Origin of the sequence: Streptomyces sp. NPDC006463 (assembly GCF_042870715.1) — a bacterium.
Taxonomy (GTDB): Bacteria; Actinomycetota; Actinomycetes; order Streptomycetales; family Streptomycetaceae; genus Streptomyces.
On sequence record NZ_JBIAHP010000004.1, the window covers coordinates 263209 to 287818 of the forward strand.

Below are 24610 nucleotides of genomic sequence, written 5' to 3' on the forward strand. Positions count from 1 at the left end.
CGCTGCCGCCCCGTCCGTCGCCCTCCCCTCTTCCTTCAGCGTTCGACGGGCAGGCCGGTCGGCTCCTTGATGCGCTTCATGATGATCTGCGAGTTGACCTCGGTGACGCCTTCGAGCGCCGTCAACTTCTCGATCCACAGGCGTTCGTACGCGCGCAGGTCCGCGACGGCGATCCGCAGAAGGCAGCCGGGACTGCCGAACAGGCGGTAGGCCTCGATGACGTCGGGGATGTCCTGCAGGGCCGCCTCGAAGGCCTCGACCGCCTCGCGGTCGCGGCGCACCTCCACGGAGACGAGCACCTCGAAACCGCGGCCCACCGCCTCGGGGGAGATCACGGCGCGGTAGCCCTGGATCACCCCGTCCTGTTCCAGCTGCCGCACCCGGCGCATGCAGGGGGAGGGGGTCAGGCCCACGCGTTGGGCGAGCTCCTGGTTGCTGAGGCGGCCGTCCGCCTGGAGCTCGCGCAAGATATCCCGGTCGATGGCGTCCATTGCGCAATTATCACCCAGCCAGTGTTACAGGCGGGGCCAAAGAAGCAATCGCATTGCGCGTAGATCTCTCTATGATTGCCGTTTCAGCACGCGTGTGCGAGTTCACCTGTGCGAGTGACTAGGAATACGAGGAAGGGCGGCCACGGCCATGGGACGGATCGTCGTCATCAGCACCGGCGGGACGATAGCCAGCCGCTGGCAGGGCTCGGGCTTCGCGGCGGACGCCGACGGCAGCGAGGTCATGGCCACCGCGCCGCTGCCCGAGGGCATCACCGTCGAGCTCGTGGACCTGTTCAGCGTGAACAGCCCGCGGCTCACCACCGCCCACCAGCTCACCCTGCTGCGTACCGTGCACGAGGTGCTCGCCGACCCCGGCGTGGACGGCATCGTCGTCACGCACGGCACCGACACCCTCGAAGAGTCGGCGTTCCTCGTCGACCTGCACCACCACGACCCGCGCTCCGTGGTCTTCACGGGCTCGCAGCGGCCCATGGGCACCGCCGACGGCGACGGACCGGAGAACCTCTACGACGCGCTGCTCACCGCCGACACCACGCGCGGGCTGGGCGTGCTGATCGCCTTCGCCGGCCGGGTGCACGCCGCCCGCGGCACGGTGAAGAGCCAGGCCGTGGCGCTGGACGCGTTCGCCGACCCTTCGAAGGAACTCCTCGGCAAGGTCGGCTTCGGCAAGGTCGCGATCCTGCGCACACCCCAGCGCCCCGCTCCGCTCCCGCTGCCCGCGATGCCCGAACTCCCGCCGCGCGTCGACGTGGTGGTGCACCACACCGACGGCGACGCTGTGCTGCTGAACGCCGCCGTCGCGGCGGGCGCGCGGGGCATCGTCCTCGTCGGGACGGGCGCGGGCAACGCGACCCCCGAGATCGTGGACGCCGTCAAGGCCGCCATCGGGCGCGGCGTACTGGTCGCGCTCACCACACGTGTGATGGCCGGTCCGGTCACCGAGATCTACACCCACGGCGGCGCCGTGGACCTGGTCGCGGCCGGAGCCGTACCGACGGGCACCCTGCGCGCGGGCCAGGCCCGCATCGCGGTGCTCTCGGCCCTGCTCGCCTCCACCGAAGGCGCGGAGCAGACCCGCATCCTGCGCGAGACCCTCTCCTCCGAGGGCCCGGTCCTGATCGGCGCCTAAGGGCTGTCCCCGTGCGAGGCGTGGCCGGTCAGCCGACCGGACCCGCGTCGGCGCCGTTCTTCTTCATGCACGCGTCATCAATGGCCGTCAGGGTGATCGCGCCGCCCTCCTGGAAGTTCCGGTACTCCGCGACCATGTTCCAGCCGCGCTGCGTGAGGAACACCTGGGCCTCGTGGATCACCCCGTCGGCGCCCTTGCGTTCCTTCGGTTCCCGGAGTTGCTGCCAGTCGCGCTCGCGCAGCTCGCTCACCACCGCCTTGAAGCGGGCGACGTCCACCTGGGCGGTCTTGGTGCCGAAGCCCTTGAAAGCGACGCTGCACGATTGCGGCGAGCCGGGCGAAGCGTCCTCGGGCACTCGGGCGTATTCCGGTGCGTTCGCCGGAACGCCCGCGCCCGCGGCCGAGGTGTCGAGGTCCGTGCGCACGACCTCCTTCGTGAGCGGCGCGGTGCCCTCGGGCCGGGGCGACGCCGGCGCCGGGGCGGCGGCCACGCCGGCGCCGGCGCCGCTCGTGCCGCAGCCCGCGGCTCCGAGCGCGATGACCGCTACCGCCACGGTGACCCATGTCGTCCTGCGCACAGTCGTACCCCCCAGGTCGTCGCGGGGGTCGTGCGCCCCCGTGATCAAGGGCTGAGTGTGCCACGGGGTACCGACAGAACGGCCCCCGTCCCCTCCGGCGGGCATCCTGGAGCTGTGCATCAAGAAGGAGTTCCCGCTCTGCCTCTGAAGCCCGCCACCGCGGGGCCCTACTACGGGACAGCCCTTGGGCCCTCCGTTCCTCAGCGCGGTATGACCGGGGCGCCGTAGGATCCGGTGCATCGGTCATCGCGCCACGGGGGGACGCATGGAGCCCGGGACCATCGGCATCCGACTCGCCTCGGCGGTCATCGCCCCGCTCGTCAAGAAGCTCTTCGTCACCGAGGGCCCTGGCGCCGGTCTCGTCGACAAACCGGTCCGGATCTCGGGTTACGTGTCCTTCAGGGGCGAGAAGCGCTCGCTCACGCAATCCGATGTCCGAGACCTGGCGGCCAAGTTGGTCAGGCAGGCCCTCCGTACGGGCGAGCGCCCCATCACCGCCGACGAGCAGTCAGCGGTGGCCGACGCCCTCGCCACCACCCTGCACGCGCTGGGCGACATCACGATGTCCGATCTGGACGCGGTCCGGCTCGGCCCCGAAGCCCTCGCCCGAGAGCTGCGTCGGGTCAGCGGCGGGCCCGAGCGCCAACTGAGCGCCGAGGCCACGTACTTCTACGAGCGGCTGCTCGAAGCCGCCTGCCTCCACATCCTCCACTTCTTCACGCAGCGCTCGACGTTCGTCGCCCACGCCCTCGTACAGCAGACGCGCGGGATCGCCGAGCTGACGGCCAAGGTCGACGAACTGATCCGCCGCGCGCCGCTGCCGGGCGCCGAGGACGCCGCCTTCGAGCAGACGTACCTGCCGTACGTGGCCAAGAGGCACGGCAAGCTGACGATCTACGGGATCGACCTCAGCAACTCCCCGGCGCGGTGGCCGCTGGACGCGGCGTACCTGAGCCTGGAGGCGACGTCGCAGTCGCGCCTGTCCCTCGACCACGTCGTCGAGGATCCGGAACTCGTCCGCGCGGGGCTCGCTCTCACCGCCTCCACCGATGCGCAGGCGGCGAGCCGCATGTTCCTCCAGGCGTACCGCGACTCCTTGGGTCCGCAGGCCGCCGATGAGGCCTTGGCCGGCAGCCACCGTGTCCTCCTCCGGGGCGAGGCCGGCTCCGGCAAGACCACACTGGTCCAGTGGCTGGCCGTCACCGCCGCCCGCCAGGACCTCGGCCCGCAGATGGAGTACCTCTACGACCGCATCCCGTTCGTCCTGCCGCTGCGCACGCTGACGCGCCACGGCGAGCGGCTTCCCGCGCCGAAGGACTTCCTGGGGGCCGCGGGCTGCCCGCTCGGGGGAGCCCAGCCCGACGGCTGGGCGCACCGGGTCCTCGCCGCAGGGCGGGGCCTGGTCCTCGTCGACGGCATCGACGAGATCCCCGACCGTGAGCGCGAGCGGACCCGCGGCTGGCTGCGGGACCTCATGGACACGTACGACGGCGACAACCGCTGGCTCGTCACCTCGCGCCCCTCCGCGGTCGCGGCGGACTGGCTTGCCGAGGACGAGTTCACCGAGCTGACGCTGTCCGCCATGGGTCCCGCCGACATCGCCACGTTCATCAAGCGGTGGCACAAGGCGGCCCACACCGACACGGACGACGACGCCGTTCTCCGGACGTACGAGGCCCAGCTCCTCATGGCCGTCCGCACCAAGCCCGATCTCGGCCGCCTGGCCACCAACCCCCTGATGTGCGGGCTGATCTGCGCCCTCCACCGGGACCGGCGGGGTTACCTCCCGCACGGCCGCAAAGACCTCTACGAGGCCGCGCTCTCGATGCTGCTGAGCCGCCGAGACCGCGAGCGCGACATGGCGGGCCCCGACCTCCGCGAGGAGCCGCAGCTCGACCTGCTCCAGCGGCTCGCGTACTGGCTGATCAAGAACGGCAGGACGGAGATGGACCGTTCCCGGGCGGAGGGCATCATCGCCCGAGCTCTGCCCATGGTCCCGGAAGCAGCCGCTCTCGGCGAAGCACCCGTCGTCTTCCGGCACTTCCTGCAGCGCAGCGGGCTCTTGCGGGAACCCGCGCCCGACACCGTGGACTTCATCCACCGCACCTTCCAGGACTTCCTCGGTGCGCGGGCCGCCGTGGAGGAGGGCGACTTCGGCCTGCTCATCGACCACGCCGACAACGACCAGTGGGAAGACGTCATCCGGATGGCGGTCGCCCTCGCCCGGCCCGGCGAGCGCGTCACGATCATCCGTGACCTGCTCGCCCGGGGAGACGGCTGCGACGACAAGCGCACCCGGGCCCGTATCTACCTGCTCGCCGCCGCCTGTGTCGAACACGCCACCACCCTGGACCCCGACGTGCGTGCGGCCGTGGAAGAGCGCACCGCCACCCTCATTCCGCCGGCGAACGAGGAGGAGGCACGCGCCCTCGCGGAGGTCGGTCCGCTGGTCCTGGGCCTTCTCCCCGGCCCGGAGAAGTTGGACGACACGGACGCGTACCACGTGGTGATCGCGGCCTCGCACGTCAAGTCGGACGCGGCCGTCTCCTTCCTCGCACGGTTCGTCGCGCACGGCTGGATTCCGGTCCGTTCCCAGCTGCTCTGGGGCTGGTCACGCTTCGAATGCGCCGACTACGCCGACGAGGTCATCGCGCACCTGGATCCGGCCGGACTCCTCTACACCGTCCGGTCCGACGAACAGCTGGAGCAACTGGAGCGCCTCGGACTGCGGCCGGACCGTCTGGACATCAGGAGCGACGTGTCCCAGCAAGCCCTGGCGACGTTTGTCGCCCGGTACGGCCTCACCGAGCTTGTGCTCTCGCACAACGCGGGGTCCGATCTGGGATTCCTGAGGGGGCAGAACGCCCTGGAGTTCCTCGACGTCAACTACTGCCCGGAGCTGACGGACCTGTCGGCGCTCGCAGGCCTGCCGCTCCGGCACCTGAGCGTTGGCACCACCCGAGCCGATCTCGACCTGCAGGTGGTCTCGCAACTGGGTGAGTTGCGATCCCTCCTCCTGCGCGGGCCCGCGGGCATGAGCTGGTCCGCGCGGGAACTGCCCACCGGCGCCCCTCTGGAAGTGCTGAGTGTGACCGGCGGGGTCAGTGCCGTGCACGGGATCTCAGGGCTCGGCGCGTTCTCCGAGCTGACGAGCCTCGCGCTCAACGCCGAGTCCAGCCCGATCTCGGCCGCCGACTGGCAGGAGATCTGCGGCCTGAGCTCCCTCGGCTACCTCAGTGTGTCCGCCTCGTCCTTCCAGACCCTTCCGGAGGAGGCGTCACTGCCGGACGTCACCAGTCTGGAACTGCTCGGCGGCGACGGGCAAGGAGTGGTGCAGGCGGCGATCCGGCGACTGCCCACGGCGTTCCCCCTGCTGAACGACTGCCAGTTCATCGGGGACTTGACGGCAGAGGGCGACATCGACATCGCGCCGCTGGCCGAACTGTCCGCACTGCAGGAGATCCACATCCTGGGGGGCAGCGGCCGCGTCCGCGGTGCCGAACTGCTGCCGCCGTCCGTACGACTCCGTTTGGGGTGACCGGACGGCGCCCGGCGGGCGCCGTCCGGCCGTTCAGTTCCCGAACGCCGCCAGTATCCGGTCCGCCGCCGAGGTGGGCGTGAGCGTGCCCGCGCGGACCGATTCCTCCAGGCCCGGCGCGAGTTCCCGTACCGTCGGGTCGGCCCGCAGCCGTTCCAGCAGTTCGTCGCGGACCATCGACCAGGTCCACTCCACCTGCTGCGCCGCCCGCTTGGCCGTCAGCCGGCCCCCCGCGTCCAGCAGGGTCCGGTGCTGTTCGAGGCGGTTCCACACCTCGTCCAGGCCGGCCGACTCGCGGGCGCTGCACGTCAGGACCGGCGGCGTCCAGGCCGCGTCCACCGGGTGCATCAGCCTGAGCGCGCCCGCCAGTTCGCGGGCCGCCGCCTTCGCGTCCCGCTCGTGCGGGCCGTCCGCCTTGTTGACCGCCAGGACGTCGGCCAGCTCCAGGACACCCTTCTTGATGCCCTGCAGCTGGTCGCCCGTACGGGCCAGGGACAGGAGGAGGAAGGAGTCGACCATGCCCGCGACAGTCGTCTCCGACTGGCCCACGCCGACCGTCTCGACGAGGACCACGTCGTAGCCCGCCGCCTCCATCACGATCATCGACTCGCGGGTGGCCTTCGCGACCCCGCCCAGCGTCCCCGCCGAGGGCGACGGGCGGACGAAGGCCGCCGGGTCGACCGAAAGCCGCTCCATCCGCGTCTTGTCGCCGAGGATGGAGCCGCCCGTGCGCTTCGACGACGGGTCGACCGCGAGGACCGCGACCTTGTGGCCGAGCCCCGTCAGCATCGTGCCGAACGCGTCGATGAAGGTGGACTTGCCCACCCCCGGCACCCCGCTGATGCCGATCCGCCGGGCCCGGCCCGCGTGCGGCAGCAGCTCCGTCAACAGGCCCTGCGCCAGCACCCGGTGAGCGGGCAGGGTGGACTCGACGAGCGTGATCGCGCGTGCGATGAACGCGCGCTTCCCGTCGAGCACCCCCTTGGCGTAGGCCTCGATGTCGATCTTCGGCACCGGCGGCCGCCTACAGCTCGTGGCCCAGATCCGCGGCCAGCCGCGTCACCAGGTCGTGGGCGGCGTCCGGGATCACCGTTCCGGGCGGGAACACCGCCGTGGCGCCCATCTCCAGCAGCGTGGGGACATCGGCCGGCGGGATGACCCCACCCACGACGATCATGATGTCCTCGCGGCCCTCCTCCGCCAACTGCTCGCGCAGCGCCGGTACGAGGGTCAGGTGGCCGGCCGCCAGCGACGAGACGCCCACCACGTGGACGTCCGCCTCGACGGCCTGGCGGGCCACCTCCGCCGGGGTCTGGAACAGCGGGCCGACGTCCACGTCGAAGCCCAGGTCGGCGAAGGCGGTCGCGATCACCTTCTGGCCGCGGTCGTGGCCGTCCTGGCCCATCTTGGCGACCAGGATGCGCGGACGGCGGCCCTCCGCCTCCTCGAACCGGTCGACCAGGCCGCGGGTGCGCTCCACGGACGGGGACTCGCCTGCTTCGGTGCGGTACACACCCGAGATCGTACGGATCTGGCTCGCGTGCCGCCCGTACACCTTCTCCAATGCGTCGGAGATCTCACCCACCGTCGCCTTGGCGCGCGCCGCGTCCACCGCCAGGGCGAGCAGGTTGCCGTCACCGCGCTCGGCCGCGTTCGTCAGCGCCCGCAGGGTGTCCTGGGTGACCGCCTCGTCGCGCTCCTCGCGCAGCCGCCGCAGCTTGGCGATCTGCTGCGAGCGCACCGAGGAGTTGTCGACCTTCAGGACGTCGATCGCCTCGTCGTTCTCGACGCGGTACTTGTTCACGCCGATCACCGGCTGCCGGCCCGAGTCGATCCGCGCCTGCGTACGAGCCGCGGCCTCCTCCACGCGCAGCTTCGGGATGCCCGCGTCGATGGCCTGGGCCATGCCGCCGGCCGCCTCGACCTCCTCGATGTGCTGCCAGGCCCGCCGGGCGAGGTCGTACGTCAGCTTCTCGACGTACGCGCTGCCGCCCCACGGGTCGATCGACCGGCACGTCCCCGACTCCTGCTGGAGCAGCAGCTGGGTGTTGCGGGCGATGCGCGCCGAGAAGTCCGTCGGCAGCGCGAGCGCCTCGTCGAGGGCGTTGGTGTGCAGCGACTGGGTGTGGCCCTGGGTCGCCGCCATCGCCTCGATGCACGTACGCGTCACGTTGTTGAAGACGTCCTGCGCGGTCAGCGACCAGCCCGAGGTCTGTGAATGCGTGCGCAGCGACAGCGACTTGGCGTTCTGCGGGTCGAACTGCTTGACCAGGCGCGCCCACAGCAGGCGGGCGGCGCGCAGCTTCGCGACCTCCATGAAGAAGTTCATGCCGATCGCCCAGAAGAACGACAGGCGCGGCGCGAACGCGTCCACGTTCAGCCCGACGGCCTGACCGGCGCGCAGGTACTCCACGCCGTCGGCGAGGGTGTACGCCAGCTCCAGGTCGGCCGTCGCCCCCGCTTCCTGGATGTGGTAGCCGGAGATGGAGATCGAGTTGTACCGCGGCATCTTCTGCGAGGTGAAGGAGAAGATGTCGGAGATGATCCGCATCGAGGGCTTGGGCGGGTAGATGTAGGTGTTGCGGACCATGAACTCCTTGAGGATGTCGTTCTGGATGGTCCCGGCGAGCTTGTCGGGGGAGACGCCCTGCTCCTCCGCCGCCACGATGTACAGGGCGAGAACGGGCAGCACGGCGCCGTTCATCGTCATCGACACCGACATCTTGTCCAGCGGGATCCCGTCGAACAGCTGCCGCATGTCATAGATCGAGTCGATGGCGACGCCCGCCATGCCGACGTCGCCCGTCACGCGCGGGTGGTCGCTGTCGTAGCCGCGGTGCGTCGGCAGGTCGAAGGCGACCGACAGGCCCTTCTGGCCGGCCGCCAGGTTACGCCGGTAGAAGGCGTTCGACTCCTCGGCCGTGGAGAAGCCGGCGTACTGCCGGATCGTCCAGGGCTGGTTGACGTACATCGTCGGGTACGGGCCGCGCAGGTACGGGGCCACCCCCGGGTACGTCTGGAGGAAGTCCAGGCCCTCCAGGTCCCGGCCCGTGTACAGCGGCTTGACGCCGATGCCCTCGGGGGTCTCCCACAGCAGGTCGGAGGCGGCGGTGCCGGTGGACTCCTTCACCGCGGAGCGCCACTGGTCCTCGGAGATCCCGGCGGCGGCGGTCGGGCCGAGCGCCAGCTCGGAGAAATCGGGGATGCTCAAGACGGCACTCCCATCCGGTCGAGTACGGAGGACAGCACGGCGACGGCGTCACAGCCGGCGAAGACGTACTCGTCCACGGAAGCCTGTGCGGTACCCGGCTTGCCCGCGAGGAACACGGTCGTGGCGCCCGCGGCGCGCAGCGCGGCGGCCACCGACTCGGCCTGCTCCTCGTACAGCGCGTCGCTGGAGCACAGCACGGCCATGCCGTCGGCGCCGCTCGCCGCATACGCCTCGGCGGCGGTCGCCGGGTCCACGGAGACCGGGTCGTGCACGGGCTCGATACCGCCCGCCTGGAACAGGTTCGAGGCGAAGGTGGCCCGCGCGGTGTGCGCGGCCGCCGGGCCCAGCGCGGCCAGGAAGATCCGGGGCCGGGCGCCGGTCGCCGCCAGGTGCGCGTCGCTGCGTGCGCGCAGGGCCTCGTAGGCCTCGTCGCGCCGCACGCGGGGGAGTCCCCCGGTGGGCGCGGGGGGCGCGCTCTCGCGTACGACCGGCTTCTCCGACAGCAGCGGGAACTCGCTGACACCGGTGATCGGTTCGCGGCGCTTGGCCAGCTTCTTCGAGCGCTCGGCCCAGGTGGCGGCGAGCCGCTCGGCGACCAGCCCGGAGCGCAGGGCGGCGGCCTGGCCGCCCGCCTTCTCCAAGGTCTGGAAGAACTCCCAGGCGGCGTGGGCGAGTTCGTCGGTGAGCCGCTCGACGTAGTACGAGCCGCCGGCCGGGTCGATCACGCGGGCCAGGTGCGATTCCTCCAGCAGGATCGTGGAGGTGTTGCGGGCGATCCGGCGCGCGAAGGCGTCCGGCAGGCCGAGCTCGTTGTCGAAGGGGAGCACGGTGACCGAGTCCGCTCCGCCCACGCCCGCGGCCATGCAGGCCACGGTGGTGCGCAGCATGTTCACCCACGGGTCGCGGCGGGTCATCATCACCGGCGAGGTCACCGCGTGCTGCAGCTGGGCGCCCGCCTCCGGGGCCCCCGAGGCCTCGGCGACACGGGCCCACAGGCGGCGCGCGGCGCGCAGTTTGGCGATCGTGAGGAACTGGTCGGCCGTGGCCGCGTAGCGGAACTCCAGCTGGCCGAGGGCGGCCGCGGTGCTCAGGCCGGCCCCGGTGAGGGTACGCAGGTAGGCGACACCGGTGGCCAGGGACAGGCCCAGCTCCTCGGCGGCGCTGCCGCCGGCCTCGTGGTACGGCAGGGCGTCCACGGTCAGGGCGCGCACCCCGGGATAGCCGGAGGCGGCTTCCCGGGCCAGGGACACGGCGTCGGCCATGTCGAGCGCTTCGCCCGTACGGGCCTCGTGGCCCAGGGGGTCGGCGCCGAGGCTCCCCCGTACCGCCGTCGGCTGCGTCCCGCGCTCGGCGCACAGGGCCAGGAACGCTCGCGCGGCCTGCGCGTATTCGGCTCCGGAGTCCAGGGAAACCGGGGCGAGGTCCAGGTAGACCCCGTCCAGTGCCCGGGCGAGGCCGTCGACGGGGACGCCGCTGCGGCCGACGGTCAGCCAGAGCGAGGTGACCCCGTTCTCCAGGTCGGCGAGGACCGCCTCGTTCAGCCGTGCCGGATCGGTGCCCGCGAGGCGCTGGCGCACGTCCCAGCCGTTCGCGGTGGTGCCTTCCGGTCGGCCACCCCGTACGAAGGGGGCGAATCCGGGGAAACCGGTGTCGGGAGCCGTCCCGTCGGGCGGCGCGGTGTACAGCGGGCGGGTGGTGAGCCCGTCCTCGAGTGGGGTGGACAACGCTTCTTCAGCGGCCTCGCCGGAGGCTTCCTTGCCCGACTTGCGCAGTACGCCCTCTACAAGGCGCTGCCACTGCTCATGCGTCGCGTCAGGGAACTCGGCGGCCAGGGAGAGCCCGTCGTCAGGCAGGACCGTCATGGCTCGAATGTAGGGGAGGGCGCTCAGGTGGCACCATACCGACGGGTGTGATCTCGCACTCTCGCAGCGTGCCGAACGGATCCTGGAAACCCGGCTGAGCAGCGCCGTTGCCGCCGCCTCCGGGAGTGCTGCCGGACCCGTGTGCGGTACGACGATCCGCGCGGGGGCGTCGCAGACGTGCGAGAACTCCGTCGCGGCGCCCCGGATCTCCTCCAGATGCCCCTCGTGCAGGACGCTCGGCAGCTCGGTCACGACCATGATCGCGGGATTGAAGACATCCAACAGAAAGGCCGCCGCGCGGTGGCGGGGGTGGGCTCGGCTGTGCCGGGGCGGGGCGGGGGGGGGGGGGGGTGTCGGCCGGGACTGCATGATCTATGGCGCCCCGGGTTGGCGTCGTCCCTCAGTCGCCGACACGCGCCACGAATCACGTTTTACGTCCCGGCCAACACCCCACCCCACCCCCGCCCCCGACCGATGCGTGGCGGCCGCGTTGCGGGGCCATGAAATCCGGCCACGGTTTTCGGCCGCCGAGACCCGGTGGACATACCCCTCTCGGTACGGGGAAAGGCCAGGTCGCAGGGGGCGTACGGGGTCGGTGGGGCAACCCCCGGGGCGGGCCGCTCCGGGGGTTGACCGGTGGCCGGGGCGCTGACACGCTCCGGGCCATGTCCGCGAACGAACTCCTCGTCCCGCGGCTCCACACCACCGGCCCGTGTACCGCGCCGGGTGAGTGTCCGGGCCGCTGTCCGGCCCCGCGCCGCGCCTGAGCCCGGCTGTTCCGAAGGGCCCTGCCCCACGCCCCGGCGGCCCCGCCGCCCGAATTCGTCCGTGGCCGCCCGTCCCGCTCCGTCGCCCCGCCCCGCCCCGCCTCGCCCCGCCCCGTCGCGTGGCGGCGTCGCGCCCGCGTCCCCGCGCCACCTCCTGCCCCGTACCCCTATTTCTTCCGCTGCGGAAACGAACCAGGGAGTTCCCATGGCCACTGCAATCACCTCCGTCACCGTCACGAAGATCGGCGGCCGCATCGGCGCCGAGATCGACGGCGTACGGCTCGGCGGCGACCTGCCCGCCGCCACCGTCGCCGAGATCCGCGCCGCGCTCCTCGCCCACAAGGCCGTCTTCTTCCGCGGCCAGGACCACCTCGACGAGGGCGGCCACGAGGCCTTCGCCCAGCTGCTCGGCGCGCCCGTCGCGCACCCCACCGTCCCCTCGGCCGACGGCCGTTACGCCCTCGGCATCGACTCCCACCACGGCGCCCGCGCCAACCAGTGGCACACCGACGTCACCTTCGTCCCCGCCTACCCGGCCTTCTCCATCCTGCGGGCCGTCACCATCCCCCCGTACGGCGGCAACACCCTGTGGGCCAACACGGCCACCGCCTACAGCAACCTCCCCGAGCCGCTACGGGCACTCGCCGACGGCCTGCGCGCCGTCCACTCCAACGAGTACGACTACGCCGCCCTCAGGCCGGACGTCCTGCCCGAGGCACTGGCCCAGTACCGCGAGGTGTTCACCTCCACCAAGTTCCTCACCGAGCACCCGGTGGTCCGCGTCCACCCCGAGACCGGTGAACGCACCTTGCTGCTGGGCAACTTCGTCCAGCGGATCAACGGCCTCACCGGCCGCGACTCCCGCGCCCTCCAGGACCTCTTCCAGGCCCACATCGAGAGCCCGGAGAACACCGTCCGCTGGCAGTGGCGGGCCGGGGACGTCGCCATCTGGGACAACCGCGCCACCCAGCACTACGGCGTGGACGACTCCGACGACCACGAGCGCACCCTGCGCCGCGTCACCGTCGACGGAGACATCCCGGTAGGCCCCGACGGCGAGCCCTCCCGGCTGATCAGCCCCGAGGCCGTCCCGGACCCCGCGTTCGGCATCGCCTCCGGCGCCTCCACCACCTGACCGTCCCGCTCCCGTACGAGACCCAAGGAGCCCCCGTGCCCCAACTGCTCGGCCTCACCGGCAGCCCGTCCCTCCACTCCCGTACCGAGGTCGTCGCCGACCACGTGCTGCGCCGCCTGTCCCACTCCGGGTTCGAGACCGCGCACCTCGCCGTCCGCGACCTCCCCGCCGCCGACCTGCTCTCCGCCCGGCGCGGCGAGCCGGAGATCCGCCGGGCACTCGAAGCCGTCGCCGAGGCGGACGGCATCGTCATCGCGACCCCGGTCTACAAGGCCTCGTACACCGGTCTGCTCAAGGCCTTCCTCGACCTGCTCCCGCAGGACGGCCTGGCCGGGAAGACGGTTCTGCCGCTGGTCACCGGCGGCAGCCTCGCCCACGTCCTGGCCATCGACTACGCCCTGCGCCCCGTGCTCGCCGCCCTCGGGGCCGGGCACGTCACCGCCGGCCGGTTCGTCCTCGACTCCTCCGTCGAGCGCGGCCACGGCCCCGACCGGCTGCGTCCCGAGGCGGAGCTGGACCTCTTCCAGGCCGTCGACGAGTTCGCCGACGCCGTGCGCGCCGCGCACCCCACCGCGCTCACCGCCACCCCGTAACGACCCGGCCCCGTACCGACAAGGATCCGCCATGCCCGCAGCCCTCACCTCGACCCCCACCTCCCGGCGCCAGTTCCTGACCCTGCTCGGCATCTCGGCGGCCGCGGTGAGCTGCGGCACGGCCACCGCCGGCGGCTCCGGCTCCGGCTCGCAGATCAAGACCCTGAAGTACCAGGGTGCCGTCGGCGCCGTGACGCTCCCCGAACTCGCCGCGGATTTGGGCTACTTCGAGGACGTCAAGCTCGAATGGGTCGGCAACACCATCAGCGGCCCGCAGGACATCCAGTCCGCCGCCACCGGCCAGACCCACTTCGGCAGCGCCTTCAACGGCGCGGTGATCAAGCTCGCCGCCGGCAACGCCCCGATCAAGGCCGTCATCTCCTCCTACGGCTCCGACCAGTACTCCTACGGCGGCTACTTCGTCCTGGAGGACAGCCCGATCCGCTCCCCCCGAGACCTGATCGGCAAAAAGGTCGGCATGAACACCTTGGGCGCCCACTACCAGGCCCTGCTCGATCTCTACCTGAGCCGCAACGGCCTGTCCAAGGCGGACGCGGCCAAGGTCGAGGCCCTGGTGGTGCCGCCCGTCAACACAGAACAGTCGCTGCGCCAGAAGCAGATCGAGGTCGGAGTACTCACCGGAATCCTCCGCGACAAGGCCCTCGCGAGCGGCGGCATCCGCCCGCTGTTCACCGATGTGGAGCTGCTCGGACCCTTCAGCGCCGGCACCTACATCATGACCGAGCGCTTCATCAAGCAGAACCCGGACACCGTACGGACCTTCACGACCGGCGTGGCCAAGGCCATCGAATGGTCCCGCACCACGCCGCGCGAGGAGGCCGTCGCGCGCATGACGGAGATCGTCAAGAAGCGCGGGCGCAACGAGGACACCGCCGCACTGCAGTACTGGCGCTCGTTCGGGATCGCCGAGACGGGCGGCCGGATACCCGACCAGTCCTTCCAGCTCTGGATCGACTGGCTCGGCGAGCGCGGCGACATCAAGAAGGGCCAGTTCAAGCCGTCCGACCTCTACACCAACGAGTTCAACGGCTACGGAAAGGGCTGACCGGACATGGCGAAGATCGTGTTCGAGGGAGTGGGCAAGACCTTCCCGGCCAAGAACAAGGGCCGCGGCAAGGAGGAGTTCACCGCCCTCGACGGCATCGACCTGGAGATCGGGGCGGGGGAGTTCGTGGTCGTCGTGGGCCCCAGCGGCTGCGGCAAATCGACCCTCCTGGACCTGCTCGGCGGCCTGTCCCGGCCGACGGCCGGGCGGATCCTGCTCGACGGCGAGCCCGTCACCGGTCCCGGCCTGGACCGGGGCATCGTCTTCCAGCAGTACGCGCTGCTCCCGTGGCGCACGGCACTGGGCAACGTCGAATTCGGCCTGGAGGCCACCGGCGTACCGAGGCGTCAACGAGCGGAGCGTGCCAGGGAGTTCCTGGACCTCGTCGGACTCGCCGGCTTCGAGGACCGGCACCCGCACGAACTCTCCGGCGGCATGCGCCAGCGCGTGGCGATCGCCCGCTCGCTGGCCTACGACCCGGACGTGCTGCTGATGGACGAGCCGTTCGCCGCGCTCGACGCGCAGACCCGCGAGTCCCTCCAGGACGAGCTGCGCCGCATCTGGCAGCGCACCGGCAAGACCGTCGTCTTCATCACCCACGGCATAGAGGAGGCCGTCTACCTCGGCCAGAAGGTGGCCGTCATGACCTCCCGCCCGGGACGGGTCAAGGAGGTCGTCCCGGTCACCTTCGGCGAGCGCGGACCCGGCCTGCAGGGCGAGGACCTGCGCTCCAGCCCGGAGTTCGCCCGCTACCGCCACGAGATCTGGACCCTGCTCCACGACGAGGTGGCCCGTGCCCAGCAACTGGAGAAGGAGGCCGCCGTATGACCACGAACACCAGCCCCGCCGCCACGGCCCTGGCCGGGCAGGAGGAGGACGCTCGCGGCCCGGCCGCGCCGGAGGCACCCGCCACCGGGCCGGATGCCCGTCCGGTGCCGGGGGCCACCCGGCCCCCGGCCACCGCCGATGCGGTACGGGACCCCGCGCCGCCCGCGCTCCCCGGCGCCGGGCGGAGCGCAGGCCGAGCCACGGCCGAAGCCCCGGCCCCGGCACGAGCGCCGGCCAAGGCTTCGGGCCCCGTCCGGCAGCCAGCCCGGGTACTGGCCCGGTGGCTGCGCGCCGTCGCCCTGCGGTCCGCGGCCATCTTGGCCCTGCTCGCCGTCTGGGAGACGGCACCCCGGCTCGGCCTGGTCGACGCCACCTTCCTGCCCCCGGTCAGCCAGGTCGCCGTGGCCTGGTGGGAACTCCTGGGCAACGGCCAGCTCGGCACGCACGTCTCGGCCAGCCTCGTCCGTTCCTTCGGCGGCTTCGGGATCGCCGTCGCCGTCGCCGTCCCGCTCGGCCTGCTCATCGGCTGGTACCGGCCGGTCGCCGCGCTGCTCGGCCCGCTGCTGGAGGTGTTCCGCAACACGGCCGCGCTCGCCCTGCTGCCGGTCTTCGTACTCCTGCTCGGCATCGGGGAGACGTCGAAGGTCTCGATCGTCGTCTACGCCTGCGTGTGGCCGATCCTGCTGAACACCATCAGCGCGGTCGGGAACGCCGACCCCACCCTCGTCAGACTGGCCCGCTCGATGGACCTGTCCACGCCCAGGCTCTTCCAGAAGGTGATCCTGCCGGCCTCGGTCCCGGCCGTCTTCACCGGCATCCGCCTCGCCGGAGCCGTCTCCATCCTCGTCCTCGTGGCCGCCGAGATGATCGGTGCGAAGGCGGGCCTCGGCTACCTGATCAACGCCTCGCAGTTCAACTTCGCGATCCCGCAGATGTACGCGGGCATCGTCACCATCTCCGCCATCGGCGTGGCCTTCAACCAGCTGCTGGTCGCGGTCGAACGCCGCCTCAGCGTCTGGCGCGTCCCCGCCTGACCGCTCCGTCTCAGGCCCCGGCCCCCGATATCGAACACAAGGAACAGCCATGACCGCACCCCGGACCCTGCACCTCAACGCCTTCCTCATGAACGCCGGACACCACGACGCCGCATGGCGCCATCCGGACAGCACCCCCGAACGCGTCACCGACCTGCGGTACTTCCAGGAACTGGCCCGCACCGCCGAGCGCGGACGGCTCGACTCGATCTTCTTCGCCGACGGTGTCGCCCTCTGGGGGAAGGCCCGCTACAACGCCGTCGGCGGGTTCGAGCCGCTCACCCTGCTCTCCGCGATCGCCGCCGTCACCGAGCACATCGGGCTGATCGCGACCGTCTCCACCACCTTCAACGAGCCCTTCCACACCGCCCGGAAGTTCGCCTCCCTCGACCACATCAGCGGCGGCCGGGCCGGCTGGAACATCGTCACCTCCGGCAGCGTCGACGAGGCCCGCAACTTCAACCGGGAGGAGCACCTGGAGCACGGCCTGCGCTACGACCGGGCCCGTGAGTTCCTCGACGTCGCCACCAAGCTCTGGGACAGCTGGGAGGACGACGCGATCGTCCTCGACAAGGAGCGCGGCATCTACGCCGACACCGACAAGCTCCACCCGGCCGCCCACCGCGGCGAGCACTTCGGCGTGGCGGGCCCGCTCAACGTGCCCCGCTCCCCGCAGGGCCACCCGCTCCTGGTGCAGGCGGGATCCTCCGAGGACGGCAAGGAGTTCGCCGCCCAGTACGCCGAGGCCGTCTTCACCGCCCAGCAGACCCTCGCCGACGGCCAGACCTTCTACAAGGACCTCAAGTCCCGCCTGGCGAAGTACGGCCGCACCGAGAGCGACCTGCTCGTCCTGCCCGGCATCGCGCCCGTCATCGGCTCCACCGAGGCCGAGGCCAAAGCGCTGGAGCAGCAGCTCACCGACCTCCAGGTGCCGGAGTACGGCCTCGCCCAGCTCTCGAACATGCTCGGCGTCGACCTCACCGGCCACCCCCTCGACGGCACCCTGCCCGATCTCCCGGAGGAGCGGGACATCAACGGCAACAAGAGCCGCTTCACCCTCGTCGCGGAACTGGCGCGCCGCGACGGCCTCACCCTGCGCGAGCTGATCGCCCGCCTCGGCGCCGGCCGCGGCCACCGGGTCTTCGCCGGCACCCCCGAGCAGATCGCCGACCAGCTGGAGGAGTGGTTCACACAAGGAGCCGCCGACGGCTTCAACATCATGGCGCCCGTCCTGCCCACGGGCCTGACCGACTTCGTCGACCACGTGGTGCCGATCCTCCAGCGGCGCGGACTCTTCCGCACCGAGTACACGGGCCGCACCCTCCGCGAGAACTACGGCCTGCCGCGCCCGGCCAACCGCTACGCCGGTACGCAGCCCATCGCATCGTGAGTGCGGGGGCGGGGGCGGTCCGCGAGGAGCCCCCGTCTCATGCGGTCAGAGCTTCTGTGCGGCAGGGCGGGGCAGGCCGTCAGACCGTGAGGACGATCTTGCCGCGGGTGCGGCCCGCGGCGCTCGGTTCCCAGGCCCTGGCGGCCTCGGCCAGCGGCAGCGCGTGCTCCACGTTGACGGTGAGGCACCCGCTGTCGGCCGGCTCCGCCAGGAAGGTCAGGTCGGCGGTGTCCGGTCGCACCCACAGCTGGTGGGCGCCCTTGGCCGCGGCCTCGTAGTCGGCGATGGAGACCACCCGGTCGTGCTGCTTGACGAGCGACTGGAGGATGTCGATGACGTCGTCCCCGTAGAAGTCGAGGGCCGCGTCGACGCCTTCGGGCGCCAGCTCGCGGATGCGGTCGGCCATGCCGTCCCCGTACAGCACGGGCTCGGCGCCGAGCGAGCGCAGGTAGTCGTGGTTGTGCGCGCCCGCCGTGCCGATGACCCGCAGGCCGAGGGCGACGGCGATCTGCACGCCGAAGGAGCCGGTGCCGCCCGCCGCGGGGCTTGCGGGCGAGGGTGCGGACGGGGGCGCTGACCAGTTCGGCGTAGGTGTGCGCCCGACCTTGCGGACGTAGCCGTACACCTCGTCGCCGACCGCGTAGTCGAAGGTGTCCGCGCCGACCGCCTCGACGATCCCGGCCACGTCCCAGCCGGGTATGACGGGGTAGCGGACTTCGAGGATCGGGTCGAGGTATCCGGCGGCGATGCTCCAGCCCACCGGGTTCACGCCCGCGGCCTTGACGCGGACGAGCACCTCGCCCGGTCCGACCTCGGGCTCCGGTGTGTCAACGAGCTCGAGATCCGCGGCAGTTCCGTATGCGCTGTATGCGATGGCCTTCGTGGTCACCGCCAACCGGGCGCGGTGGCCCGCTATTCCCGGGCTTGGCCGGGCCGGAATCAGGCGGGCAGGGTGTTGCGGTGCGAACGCCGCCTCGCAGCGCTGAAGAGGGCCTGGATCTGGGCGCCCGACTGATCCACGTCGTCCAGCGGCGAGGGGAAGGGCAGCCGTACGTCGCGGTGGCCGCGCCGCTCCTCCAGCCGCAGGGTGATCCCGTACCGGTCCATCGCGACCGGCAGCGCGCGGACCAGGGCGGCGGTGGGCAGCGGCTGGACCAGGCGCAGCAGCAGGGTGACGAGGTCGGCGTGGTCGTCGAGGAGGTGCGTGAGCATGCCCGCCTCGTACGGGGCCAGCGGGTCGGGGCGGGCCGCGTCCAGCTCGTGGAGTCCCACGTACGAGAAGCCGTCCGCGGTCTCCAGGACGGCCTGGCCGAACTCCACGCAGGTGGAGCCGGTGCTCTCGCCCGAGCCGCCCGGGCCGTTCGGGTGGTCCGAGTAGGGGGTGAGCAGGCGGCCCAGGACGGTCACCCGGGCCCGCACCCGGTCGCGCACGGGGGTGGGGGCGACGTCGGTGAACTCCAGCCGGAGCGCGGGCCGGAGCTCGGCGTCGCCGCCGGGCTCGGCGGGGTGCAGGTGCAGCCGGCCCATCGGGTCCGTGCCGTCGAGGTGGCGGACCTCGGTGCGCAGTCCGTCGGTGACCACGGTCATGGAGTGGGCGGCGGCCAGGATCGACCGGACCCGCTCGGCATCGGTGGGACGGGCGGCCGGGTGGGCGGGGACACCGGAGATGCGCATCTGGATCTTCTCCATCGTCGCGACTGAGTTAGGCATGCCTAACCTAACCTACTCGCTTCGTGGGGAGTAGCCGGTCTGGTCCGTGTCGGTGTTGGGCTGAACGGGTGAAACGCGAGAGGATAGGGGGATGCACAAGAAGCGCGCGGCCGAGGCGGCCCGGTGAGCAGGTACGACGTCACCGACGAACAGTGGGAGGGGCTCGCGCAGGTGGTCCCCCTGCGCAGTCGCAACGAATGGCCCTCCCGGGTGGACCACCGCACCATCCCCACGGCGCCCGGGGCGTCGGCGGCGGAGCAGCGGCGCTTCGTGGTGATCAGGGTTCAGATCTTCGCGGACGCGCGGGAGGTGGCGGAGTATCTGATCGCGCAGATCCCGGTGCTGCTCGACCTCACCGGCGCGGACAGCGAAGTGGCCAAGCGGATCCTGGACTTCAGCAGTGGTGTCGTCTTCGGGCTCGGCAGCGGAATGCACCGGGTCGACCGGAACGTCTTCCTGCTGGCGCCCGTCGGGACCGAGGTCGAGGGGATCGCGGCCGCCGCCGTCCCCCGATCGTAGGAAGGTCGCCGCGACGGAACGGTTCGCCGGGTCCACGGGGGGTCCGGCGGCCCGTACCGTCCCGCGCATGGACGCCCCCCTGGACGCGCCGGCGGGCCTGGCCCCCGCCGCGGTCGCGTTAGCCGCCGCCGTTCCCGACGAGCTCGCTGTCGCCTCAGTTCCCGCCGCTCCCGTCGTTCCCGCGCAGGCGGGTCGCGCCCAGCCGCGGCCCGTGGTCACCGAGTTACGCCTCTCCGCCTTCGGGCCGCACCGCGGTGCGGCCTTCCGGCTCGGGCCCGTCACCCTCTTCGCCGGACCGAGCGGCAGCGGCAAGTCCCAGGCGCTGGCCGCCTACGAGGCCCTCGCCGCGCTGGCTTCCGGGGCCACCCTGGAGGAGGCCTTCCCCGACCCCGCTGCCCGGATCCCCGACCTGGCCGTCCCCGACGCCGAGGGGCGGCGCGGCTTCCGTGTCGGCTGCACGGTCGACGGCCCCGCCGGTCCGGTCCGGCTCGACCTCGCCGTCCAGGCCGAGCCCACCGTGCGCATCGTCGGCGAACGGCTCTCGCAGGAGGGGCGGATCCTGCTCGCCACCGCCCTGCGCGACCCCGGCCGGCGCACCGTACAAGCCGCGTGGCTGACCGGCGGCGCCATCGGTGTCACCCGGGCCCCACTGCCCGACGACCGGCTCGGTACCGCCCTGCTCCCGCTCCGCGTGGCCGGTGCCACGGCAGGCCAGCGCCAGGTGCTGGCCTGCGCCGAGCAGGTCGTGGTGGCCCTGCGCTCGGTGTTCCCCTGCGACCCCCGCCCCGAGCGGATGCGTGCCCCCGTCCCGCCGGGGGAGGGCAGGCTGCTGGGCGACTGCGCCAACCTGGCCGACGTACTGCGCCGGACCCGCCACGAATGCGGCACCCGGCACGCGCTGCTCGCCGAGGCGGCCCGCACCGGGTGCGCGGGACCCGTCGCCGGGCTGGACGTACGGGCCCACGCGGGCGGCCCCGTCACGGCGGTGCTCGACCGCGGCCCCGTCCGGCCCGCCACAGAACTGGCCCGTCTGGCCGGGGGCGAACTGCGCTTCCTCGCGCTGGCGCTGGTCCTGCTGACCGGGCCCGGGGTGCTCGCCATGGACCCGGCAGCCGAGCTGCTGTCCGCGCGCCAGGCGCTGACGGTGCTGGCCGACGGGTTCGACCGGGGCCTGGACCGGGCCCAGAGTGGCGAACTGCTCCGCCTGGCCCTGCTGGCCTGCGGGCGCGGCCACATCCGGCTGGCGGCGGCGGTGGGGGAGGAGACCGCGGCGGCCGCCCGCCGCCTCCCCGGGGTCACGGTGGTAGACCTGACCCATGAACGACACGCATGACACGGACGGCGCGGACGGCGCGGGCGGCGCGGCACGTACGGGCGGCACGGGCGAGACCCCCGAAACGTCCGGCGACAGGCTGGACCGACTCCGGCGCAGGCTCGTCGACTTCGCGGCGGCCCGCGGCTGGGAGCCGTACCACACGCCCAAGAACCTGGCGGTGGCGCTGAGCGTGGAGGCCTCGGAACTGGTCGAGATCTTCCAGTGGCTGACGCCGGAACAGTCGGCGAGGGTCATGGAGAAGCCGGAAACGGCCCACCGCGTGGCCGATGAGGTGGCCGACGTGCTCGCGTATCTGCTGCAATTCTGTGAGGTCCTCGGGGTGGATGTGCTGGATGCGCTCGCCGCGAAGATCGAGAGGAACGAGCTCCGCTTCCCGGTGCCGGGCGGTCCGGCGGCGAATCGTCACTCTTCGGAGTGATGGACTCCATCACAATCACATTTGTGTCCACTATTTTCCGAATACCCCTGGCTTTACTGGCTCATTGCCCTCACTCTGGGTAGTGGTGAGGAACGGTGGGATGTCGTGCGGACGGGGGACGGCATATGGATGCGGTACGGCTCATCGCGGCCGGCCGGCACGCGCTGGCACAGAGCGGAGCTGCGTGGGACATCGTGGGCGAGGCCTGGCAGGCCCAGGCGCTCACGCAGGGCGTAGGAGGCTATCTGGCGGTCACCGGGCCGCCGGAGATGAGATCGGAGGCACGGGGGCTGGGGGAAGCGGGAAGCAGAGGCTGCGGGGTGATCGACCGGGCGGCCCTGCGCGGAGAGGGCAGCGCGCCCGACTATCCGCCGCGGGCCGCGCAGTTGACGCAGGTGTCGGATGTCCGCCAGGCGCTGCTCGGACTCCAGGCGCTGCTGGGCGAAGTGGGCATAGCCCTGGTCGGGGTCGCCTGCGGGACGGACGACGAGACCCTGTACTGGCAGTGCATAGAGTCGATCGACGCGGCTGACGAGTCGAGCGACCGGGTACGGGCGCTCCTGCGCCGCATGGCGGTCCGCGAGCGGGGGTCCGCCTCGGGAGTGGCCTGAGCGCGGCGGCACGTGTGGGGTCCCGTCGCGCGCGACGGGACCCGCACGGTCAGTACGACCGGTCGGAGCGGCCCTCGCTCTCGGGGGCGTGGCTGCCGGGGGTGCGGTCCGTGGAGGACTGGAGGTCGGCGTCGAGCTGCGAGAGGTCGGTGTTCAGTGCCGCCATCAGCTCTTCCATCTGCTGCAGCAGGCCCTTCGGCGCGCCGCCCTGGGCGGACGAGGTGGAGTCATGGCACGCATCGTCATGTGCCGCCTGTCCGGTCTGTCCGGTCTGTCGGCGGGTCTCCGGCACGGCCTCGTGGGACATGGCGGCCTCCTCGGCCCTGCCCCTTCCGCAGCGGAAGGGGGCGGTGGACGCACCGGCGAAAGGCCGCCGGCGCGCGGGCCGGGCGGTCCGGCTCCGTCCGAGCAAACGATCCCCTTCCGGGCTGGTCACTGGCCGGGCAGGGGCGGACACGTCCGGTTGACGCGATTCACCCGGCGGGGGCGGTGCGGGCGGGGAGGGAGGGCAGGATGGGAGGCATGGACCTCCGAATTTTCACCGAGCCCCAGCAGGGTGCGAGCTACGAGACCCTCCTGGCCGTCGCCAAGGCCACCGAGGACCTGGGTTTCGACGCCTTCTTCCGTTCCGACCACTATCTGAAGATGGGCTCGGCCGACGGCCTGCCCGGACCCACTGACGCGTGGATCACCCTCGCGGGTCTGGCCCGCGAGACCAAGCGGATCCGCCTGGGCACGCTGATGACGGCCGGGACCTTCCGGCTGCCCGGCGTGCTCGCCATCCAGGTGGCCCAGGTCGACCAGATGTCCGGCGGGCGGGTCGAACTCGGCCTGGGCGCAGGCTGGTTCGAGGAGGAGCACAAGGCGTACGGGATCCCCTTCCCGGCGGACCGGATGTCCCGGCTGGAGGAGCAGCTGGAGATCGTCACCGGTCTGTGGGCCACCGAGGTGGGAGCCGCCTTCGACTTCGCGGGCACCCACTACCAGGTGGAGAAGTCCCCCGCGCTCCCCAAGCCCGCCCAGGCCAAGGTGCCCGTCCTCATCGGCGGTCACGGGGCCCGGCGTACCCCGCGGCTCGCCGCGCGGTACGCGGACGAGTTCAACATGCCCTTCGCCTCGGTCTCCGACAGCGAGCGGCAGTTCGGGCGGGTCCGGGAGGCCGCGCAGGAGGCCGGGCGCAAGCCCGACGGCCTCGTCTACTCCAACGCGCTCGTGGTCTGCGTCGGCAAGGACGACGCCGAAGTGGCCCGCCGGGCAGCCGCCATCGGCCGCGACGTGGCCGAGCTCAAGGCCAACGGCCTGGCCGGCTCCCCGGCCGAGGTGGTGGAGAAGATCGGGGCCTACGGAGCCATCGGCTCCTCCCGCGTCTACCTCCAGCTCCTCGACCTCGACGACCTGGACCACCTGGAGCTGATCTCCGCCCAGGTTCTTCCCCAGCTCGGCTGACCGAGGACCCGAGGAGGGAGTACCGCATGCCACGTGCGTCCGGCCCGCTCGCCGAAGCCCTGGCCCGCAGGACCGTGCTCCTGGACGGCGGGCTGAGCAACCAGCTCGCCGCCCAGGGCTGCGACCTGTCCGGCGCCCTCTGGACGGGCCGGGTGCTCGCCGAGCGTCCCGACCAGGTCGGGGCCGCCCACACGGCGTACGCGCGGGCCGGCGCAGAGGTGCTGATCACCGCGAGCTACCAGATCGGCTCCGGCCACCCCCGGGCCGCCGACCTGCTCCACCGCAGTGTGGACCTCGCCGCCCGAGCCGCCGAGGCCGCCGACCACGAGGTGTGGGTGGCCGCCTCCGTCGGCCCGTACGGAGCGGTCCTCGCGGACGGCTCCGAGTACCGCGGCCGGTACGGCCTGAGCGTGCGCGAGCTCGCCGACTTCCACCGGCCCCGCATCGAGGCCCTGCTCGCCGCGGGCCCCGACGTCCTGGCCCTGGAGACCCTCCCCGACCCCGCCGAGGCCGAGGCCCTGCTCACCGTCCTCGCGGAGACGGGCGCCCCGGCCTGGCTGAGCTACACCGTCGCCGGCGGCCGGACCCGATCCGGCGGCCCCCTCCCCGAGGCCTTCGCCCTCGCGGCCGCGGCGCCGCAGGTCATCGCGGTCGGCGTCAACTGCTGCGACCCGGCCGACGTCCTGCCCGCCCTCGAAGCGGCGGCCGCCACCACCGGCAAGCCGCTCCTGGCCTACCCCAACGACGGCTCGGTCTGGGACGCCGCTACCCGCACCTGGCAGTCCCCCCGGACGCCCGTCCCCTGGCCCACCGACGCCTGGCGCCGCGCGGGCGCCCGCCTCATCGGTGGCTGCTGCCGCATCGGCCCCGACCGGATCGCGGATCTGGCCGCCGGAAAATAGGGCGCAGCCAGGACGGGTGACCAGCA

At 72.2% G+C, this 24610-nt stretch carries 21 protein-coding genes and 1 pseudogene; 14 read left to right on the forward strand and 8 right to left on the reverse strand.

Going from position 1 to position 24610, the window contains the following annotated elements; genetic code table 11:
- Window positions 1–35 precede the first annotated feature (35 nt).
- Window positions 36–491, reverse strand: a complete 456-nt coding sequence (locus ACFYOB_RS10190) for an Lrp/AsnC family transcriptional regulator (protein ID WP_388557278.1) — start codon at window positions 489–491, stop codon at window positions 36–38.
- A gap of 148 nt (window positions 492–639) precedes the next feature.
- Between ACFYOB_RS10190 and ACFYOB_RS10195 the strand changes: the two genes are divergently transcribed.
- The gene (locus ACFYOB_RS10195; RefSeq protein ID WP_388557281.1) at window positions 640–1641 is read left to right on the forward strand and encodes an asparaginase; all 1002 of its coding nucleotides are present in this window, start codon (window positions 640–642) and stop codon (window positions 1639–1641) included.
- Between the two features lie 28 nt (window positions 1642–1669).
- On the opposite strand, the gene ACFYOB_RS10200 is transcribed toward ACFYOB_RS10195, so the two are convergent.
- Window positions 1670–2218 (reverse strand): hypothetical protein, encoded by a 549-nt coding sequence (locus ACFYOB_RS10200; RefSeq protein WP_388557284.1) that lies wholly within the window; start codon window positions 2216–2218, stop codon window positions 1670–1672.
- Window positions 2219–2483: 265 nt separating this feature from the next.
- Here ACFYOB_RS10200 and ACFYOB_RS10205 point away from each other — a divergent pair, with 265 nt between their 5' ends.
- Window positions 2484–5756: an NACHT domain-containing protein gene (locus tag ACFYOB_RS10205; RefSeq protein ID WP_388557287.1), complete on the forward strand. Its 3273-nt coding sequence runs from the start codon at window positions 2484–2486 to the stop codon at window positions 5754–5756.
- 33 nt (window positions 5757–5789) lie between these two features.
- Here the strand turns inward: ACFYOB_RS10205 and meaB are convergent, their stop codons facing one another.
- Genes meaB through mutA form a run of 3 tightly spaced genes read right to left on the reverse strand, consistent with a single transcriptional unit; the run spans window position 5790 to window position 10829 of the window.
- Window positions 5790–6770 carry a methylmalonyl Co-A mutase-associated GTPase MeaB gene (gene meaB / locus ACFYOB_RS10210; RefSeq protein ID WP_388557289.1) on the reverse strand — a complete coding sequence of 327 codons (981 nt, stop codon included), beginning with the start codon at window positions 6768–6770 and terminating at the stop codon, window positions 5790–5792.
- Window positions 6771–6780: 10 nt separating this feature from the next.
- Entirely contained in the window at window positions 6781–8967 is a 2187-nt protein-coding gene (scpA, locus tag ACFYOB_RS10215; protein WP_388557291.1) for a methylmalonyl-CoA mutase, read from the reverse strand.
- Window positions 8964–10829, reverse strand: a complete 1866-nt coding sequence (gene mutA, locus ACFYOB_RS10220; RefSeq protein WP_388557293.1) for a methylmalonyl-CoA mutase small subunit — start codon at window positions 10827–10829, stop codon at window positions 8964–8966. Before mutA ends, scpA begins: the two co-directional genes overlap by 4 nt.
- Window positions 10830–11801: 972 nt before the next feature.
- On the opposite strand from mutA, the gene ACFYOB_RS10225 reads away from it, so the two are divergent.
- The 6 genes from ACFYOB_RS10225 to ACFYOB_RS10250 are packed head-to-tail and all read left to right on the forward strand — an operon-like array spanning window position 11802 to window position 17642.
- Window positions 11802–12731: a TauD/TfdA dioxygenase family protein gene (locus ACFYOB_RS10225; RefSeq protein ID WP_388557296.1), complete on the forward strand. Its 930-nt coding sequence runs from the start codon at window positions 11802–11804 to the stop codon at window positions 12729–12731.
- Between the two features lie 35 nt (window positions 12732–12766).
- Complete coding sequence (ssuE, locus tag ACFYOB_RS10230; protein ID WP_388557299.1) at window positions 12767–13324, forward strand: NADPH-dependent FMN reductase; 558 nt, start codon at window positions 12767–12769, stop codon at window positions 13322–13324.
- A gap of 31 nt (window positions 13325–13355) precedes the next feature.
- Window positions 13356–14390 (forward strand): ABC transporter substrate-binding protein, encoded by a 1035-nt coding sequence (locus ACFYOB_RS10235; RefSeq protein ID WP_388557302.1) that lies wholly within the window; start codon window positions 13356–13358, stop codon window positions 14388–14390.
- 6 nt (window positions 14391–14396) lie between these two features.
- The gene (locus ACFYOB_RS10240; protein ID WP_388557305.1) at window positions 14397–15218 is read left to right on the forward strand and encodes an ABC transporter ATP-binding protein; all 822 of its coding nucleotides are present in this window, start codon (window positions 14397–14399) and stop codon (window positions 15216–15218) included.
- Entirely contained in the window at window positions 15215–16252 is a 1038-nt protein-coding gene (locus ACFYOB_RS10245; RefSeq protein ID WP_388557308.1) for an ABC transporter permease subunit, read from the forward strand. Before ACFYOB_RS10240 ends, ACFYOB_RS10245 begins: the two co-directional genes overlap by 4 nt.
- Before the next feature lie 49 nt (window positions 16253–16301).
- Window positions 16302–17642 (forward strand): LLM class flavin-dependent oxidoreductase, encoded by a 1341-nt coding sequence (locus ACFYOB_RS10250; protein WP_388557310.1) that lies wholly within the window; start codon window positions 16302–16304, stop codon window positions 17640–17642.
- 79 nt (window positions 17643–17721) lie between these two features.
- Here the strand turns inward: ACFYOB_RS10250 and ACFYOB_RS10255 are convergent.
- Window positions 17722–18537 (reverse strand): annotated as a pseudogene (locus ACFYOB_RS10255) (NADP-dependent oxidoreductase).
- Between the two features lie 44 nt (window positions 18538–18581).
- Complete coding sequence (locus tag ACFYOB_RS10260) at window positions 18582–19316, reverse strand: DUF2470 domain-containing protein (RefSeq protein ID WP_388557683.1); 735 nt, start codon at window positions 19314–19316, stop codon at window positions 18582–18584.
- Between the two features lie 159 nt (window positions 19317–19475).
- Here ACFYOB_RS10260 and ACFYOB_RS10265 point away from each other — a divergent pair, with 159 nt between their 5' ends.
- The 4 genes from ACFYOB_RS10265 (at window position 19476) to ACFYOB_RS10280 (ending at window position 22236) form a co-directional block, all read left to right on the forward strand.
- Window positions 19476–19871, forward strand: coding sequence for a cell division protein SepF (locus ACFYOB_RS10265; protein WP_030012729.1), 396 nt, complete (start codon window positions 19476–19478; stop codon window positions 19869–19871).
- Between the two features lie 67 nt (window positions 19872–19938).
- Complete coding sequence (locus ACFYOB_RS10270) at window positions 19939–21204, forward strand: ATP-binding protein (protein ID WP_388557313.1); 1266 nt, start codon at window positions 19939–19941, stop codon at window positions 21202–21204.
- A gap of 79 nt (window positions 21205–21283) precedes the next feature.
- Window positions 21284–21625 carry a nucleotide pyrophosphohydrolase gene (locus ACFYOB_RS10275; RefSeq protein ID WP_388557686.1) on the forward strand — a complete coding sequence of 114 codons (342 nt, stop codon included), beginning with the start codon at window positions 21284–21286 and terminating at the stop codon, window positions 21623–21625.
- Window positions 21626–21750: 125 nt separating this feature from the next.
- Window positions 21751–22236 carry a DUF6099 family protein gene (locus ACFYOB_RS10280; protein ID WP_388557317.1) on the forward strand — a complete coding sequence of 162 codons (486 nt, stop codon included), beginning with the start codon at window positions 21751–21753 and terminating at the stop codon, window positions 22234–22236.
- A 49-nt stretch (window positions 22237–22285) separates the two neighbouring features.
- Here ACFYOB_RS10280 and ACFYOB_RS10285 read toward each other — a convergent pair whose 3' ends face one another.
- A complete protein-coding gene (locus tag ACFYOB_RS10285) occupies window positions 22286–22543 on the reverse strand; it encodes a hypothetical protein (RefSeq protein ID WP_388557323.1) in 258 nt (85 codons plus the stop codon).
- 215 nt (window positions 22544–22758) lie between these two features.
- Between ACFYOB_RS10285 and ACFYOB_RS10290 the strand changes: the two genes are divergently transcribed.
- Together ACFYOB_RS10290 and mmuM are read left to right on the forward strand one after the other, a co-directional pair.
- Window positions 22759–23682, forward strand: coding sequence for an LLM class F420-dependent oxidoreductase (locus ACFYOB_RS10290; RefSeq protein ID WP_388557327.1), 924 nt, complete (start codon window positions 22759–22761; stop codon window positions 23680–23682).
- Between the two features lie 26 nt (window positions 23683–23708).
- A complete protein-coding gene (gene mmuM / locus ACFYOB_RS10295) occupies window positions 23709–24584 on the forward strand; it encodes a homocysteine S-methyltransferase (RefSeq protein ID WP_388557330.1) in 876 nt (291 codons plus the stop codon).
- The last annotated feature ends 26 nt before the right edge of the window (window positions 24585–24610 follow it).

Coding starts and splice junctions, on each gene's coding strand:
- ACFYOB_RS10190 (WP_388557278.1), bottom strand. CDS start 491: ATGGACGCCATCGACCGGGATATCTTGCGCGAGCTCCAGGCGGACGGC.
- ACFYOB_RS10195 (WP_388557281.1), top strand. CDS start 640: ATGGGACGGATCGTCGTCATCAGCACCGGCGGGACGATAGCCAGCCGC.
- ACFYOB_RS10205 (WP_388557287.1), top strand. CDS start 2,484: ATGGAGCCCGGGACCATCGGCATCCGACTCGCCTCGGCGGTCATCGCC.
- mutA (WP_388557293.1), bottom strand. CDS start 10,829: ATGACGGTCCTGCCTGACGACGGGCTCTCCCTGGCCGCCGAGTTCCCT.
- ACFYOB_RS10225 (WP_388557296.1), top strand. CDS start 11,802: ATGGCCACTGCAATCACCTCCGTCACCGTCACGAAGATCGGCGGCCGC.
- ACFYOB_RS10235 (WP_388557302.1), top strand. CDS start 13,356: ATGCCCGCAGCCCTCACCTCGACCCCCACCTCCCGGCGCCAGTTCCTG.
- ACFYOB_RS10240 (WP_388557305.1), top strand. CDS start 14,397: ATGGCGAAGATCGTGTTCGAGGGAGTGGGCAAGACCTTCCCGGCCAAG.
- ACFYOB_RS10245 (WP_388557308.1), top strand. CDS start 15,215: ATGACCACGAACACCAGCCCCGCCGCCACGGCCCTGGCCGGGCAGGAG.
- ACFYOB_RS10250 (WP_388557310.1), top strand. CDS start 16,302: ATGACCGCACCCCGGACCCTGCACCTCAACGCCTTCCTCATGAACGCC.
- ACFYOB_RS10260 (WP_388557683.1), bottom strand. CDS start 19,316: ATGCGCATCTCCGGTGTCCCCGCCCACCCGGCCGCCCGTCCCACCGAT.
- ACFYOB_RS10270 (WP_388557313.1), top strand. CDS start 19,939: ATGGACGCCCCCCTGGACGCGCCGGCGGGCCTGGCCCCCGCCGCGGTC.
- ACFYOB_RS10280 (WP_388557317.1), top strand. CDS start 21,751: ATGGATGCGGTACGGCTCATCGCGGCCGGCCGGCACGCGCTGGCACAG.
- ACFYOB_RS10285 (WP_388557323.1), bottom strand. CDS start 22,543: ATGTCCCACGAGGCCGTGCCGGAGACCCGCCGACAGACCGGACAGACC.
- ACFYOB_RS10290 (WP_388557327.1), top strand. CDS start 22,759: ATGGACCTCCGAATTTTCACCGAGCCCCAGCAGGGTGCGAGCTACGAG.
- mmuM (WP_388557330.1), top strand. CDS start 23,709: ATGCCACGTGCGTCCGGCCCGCTCGCCGAAGCCCTGGCCCGCAGGACC.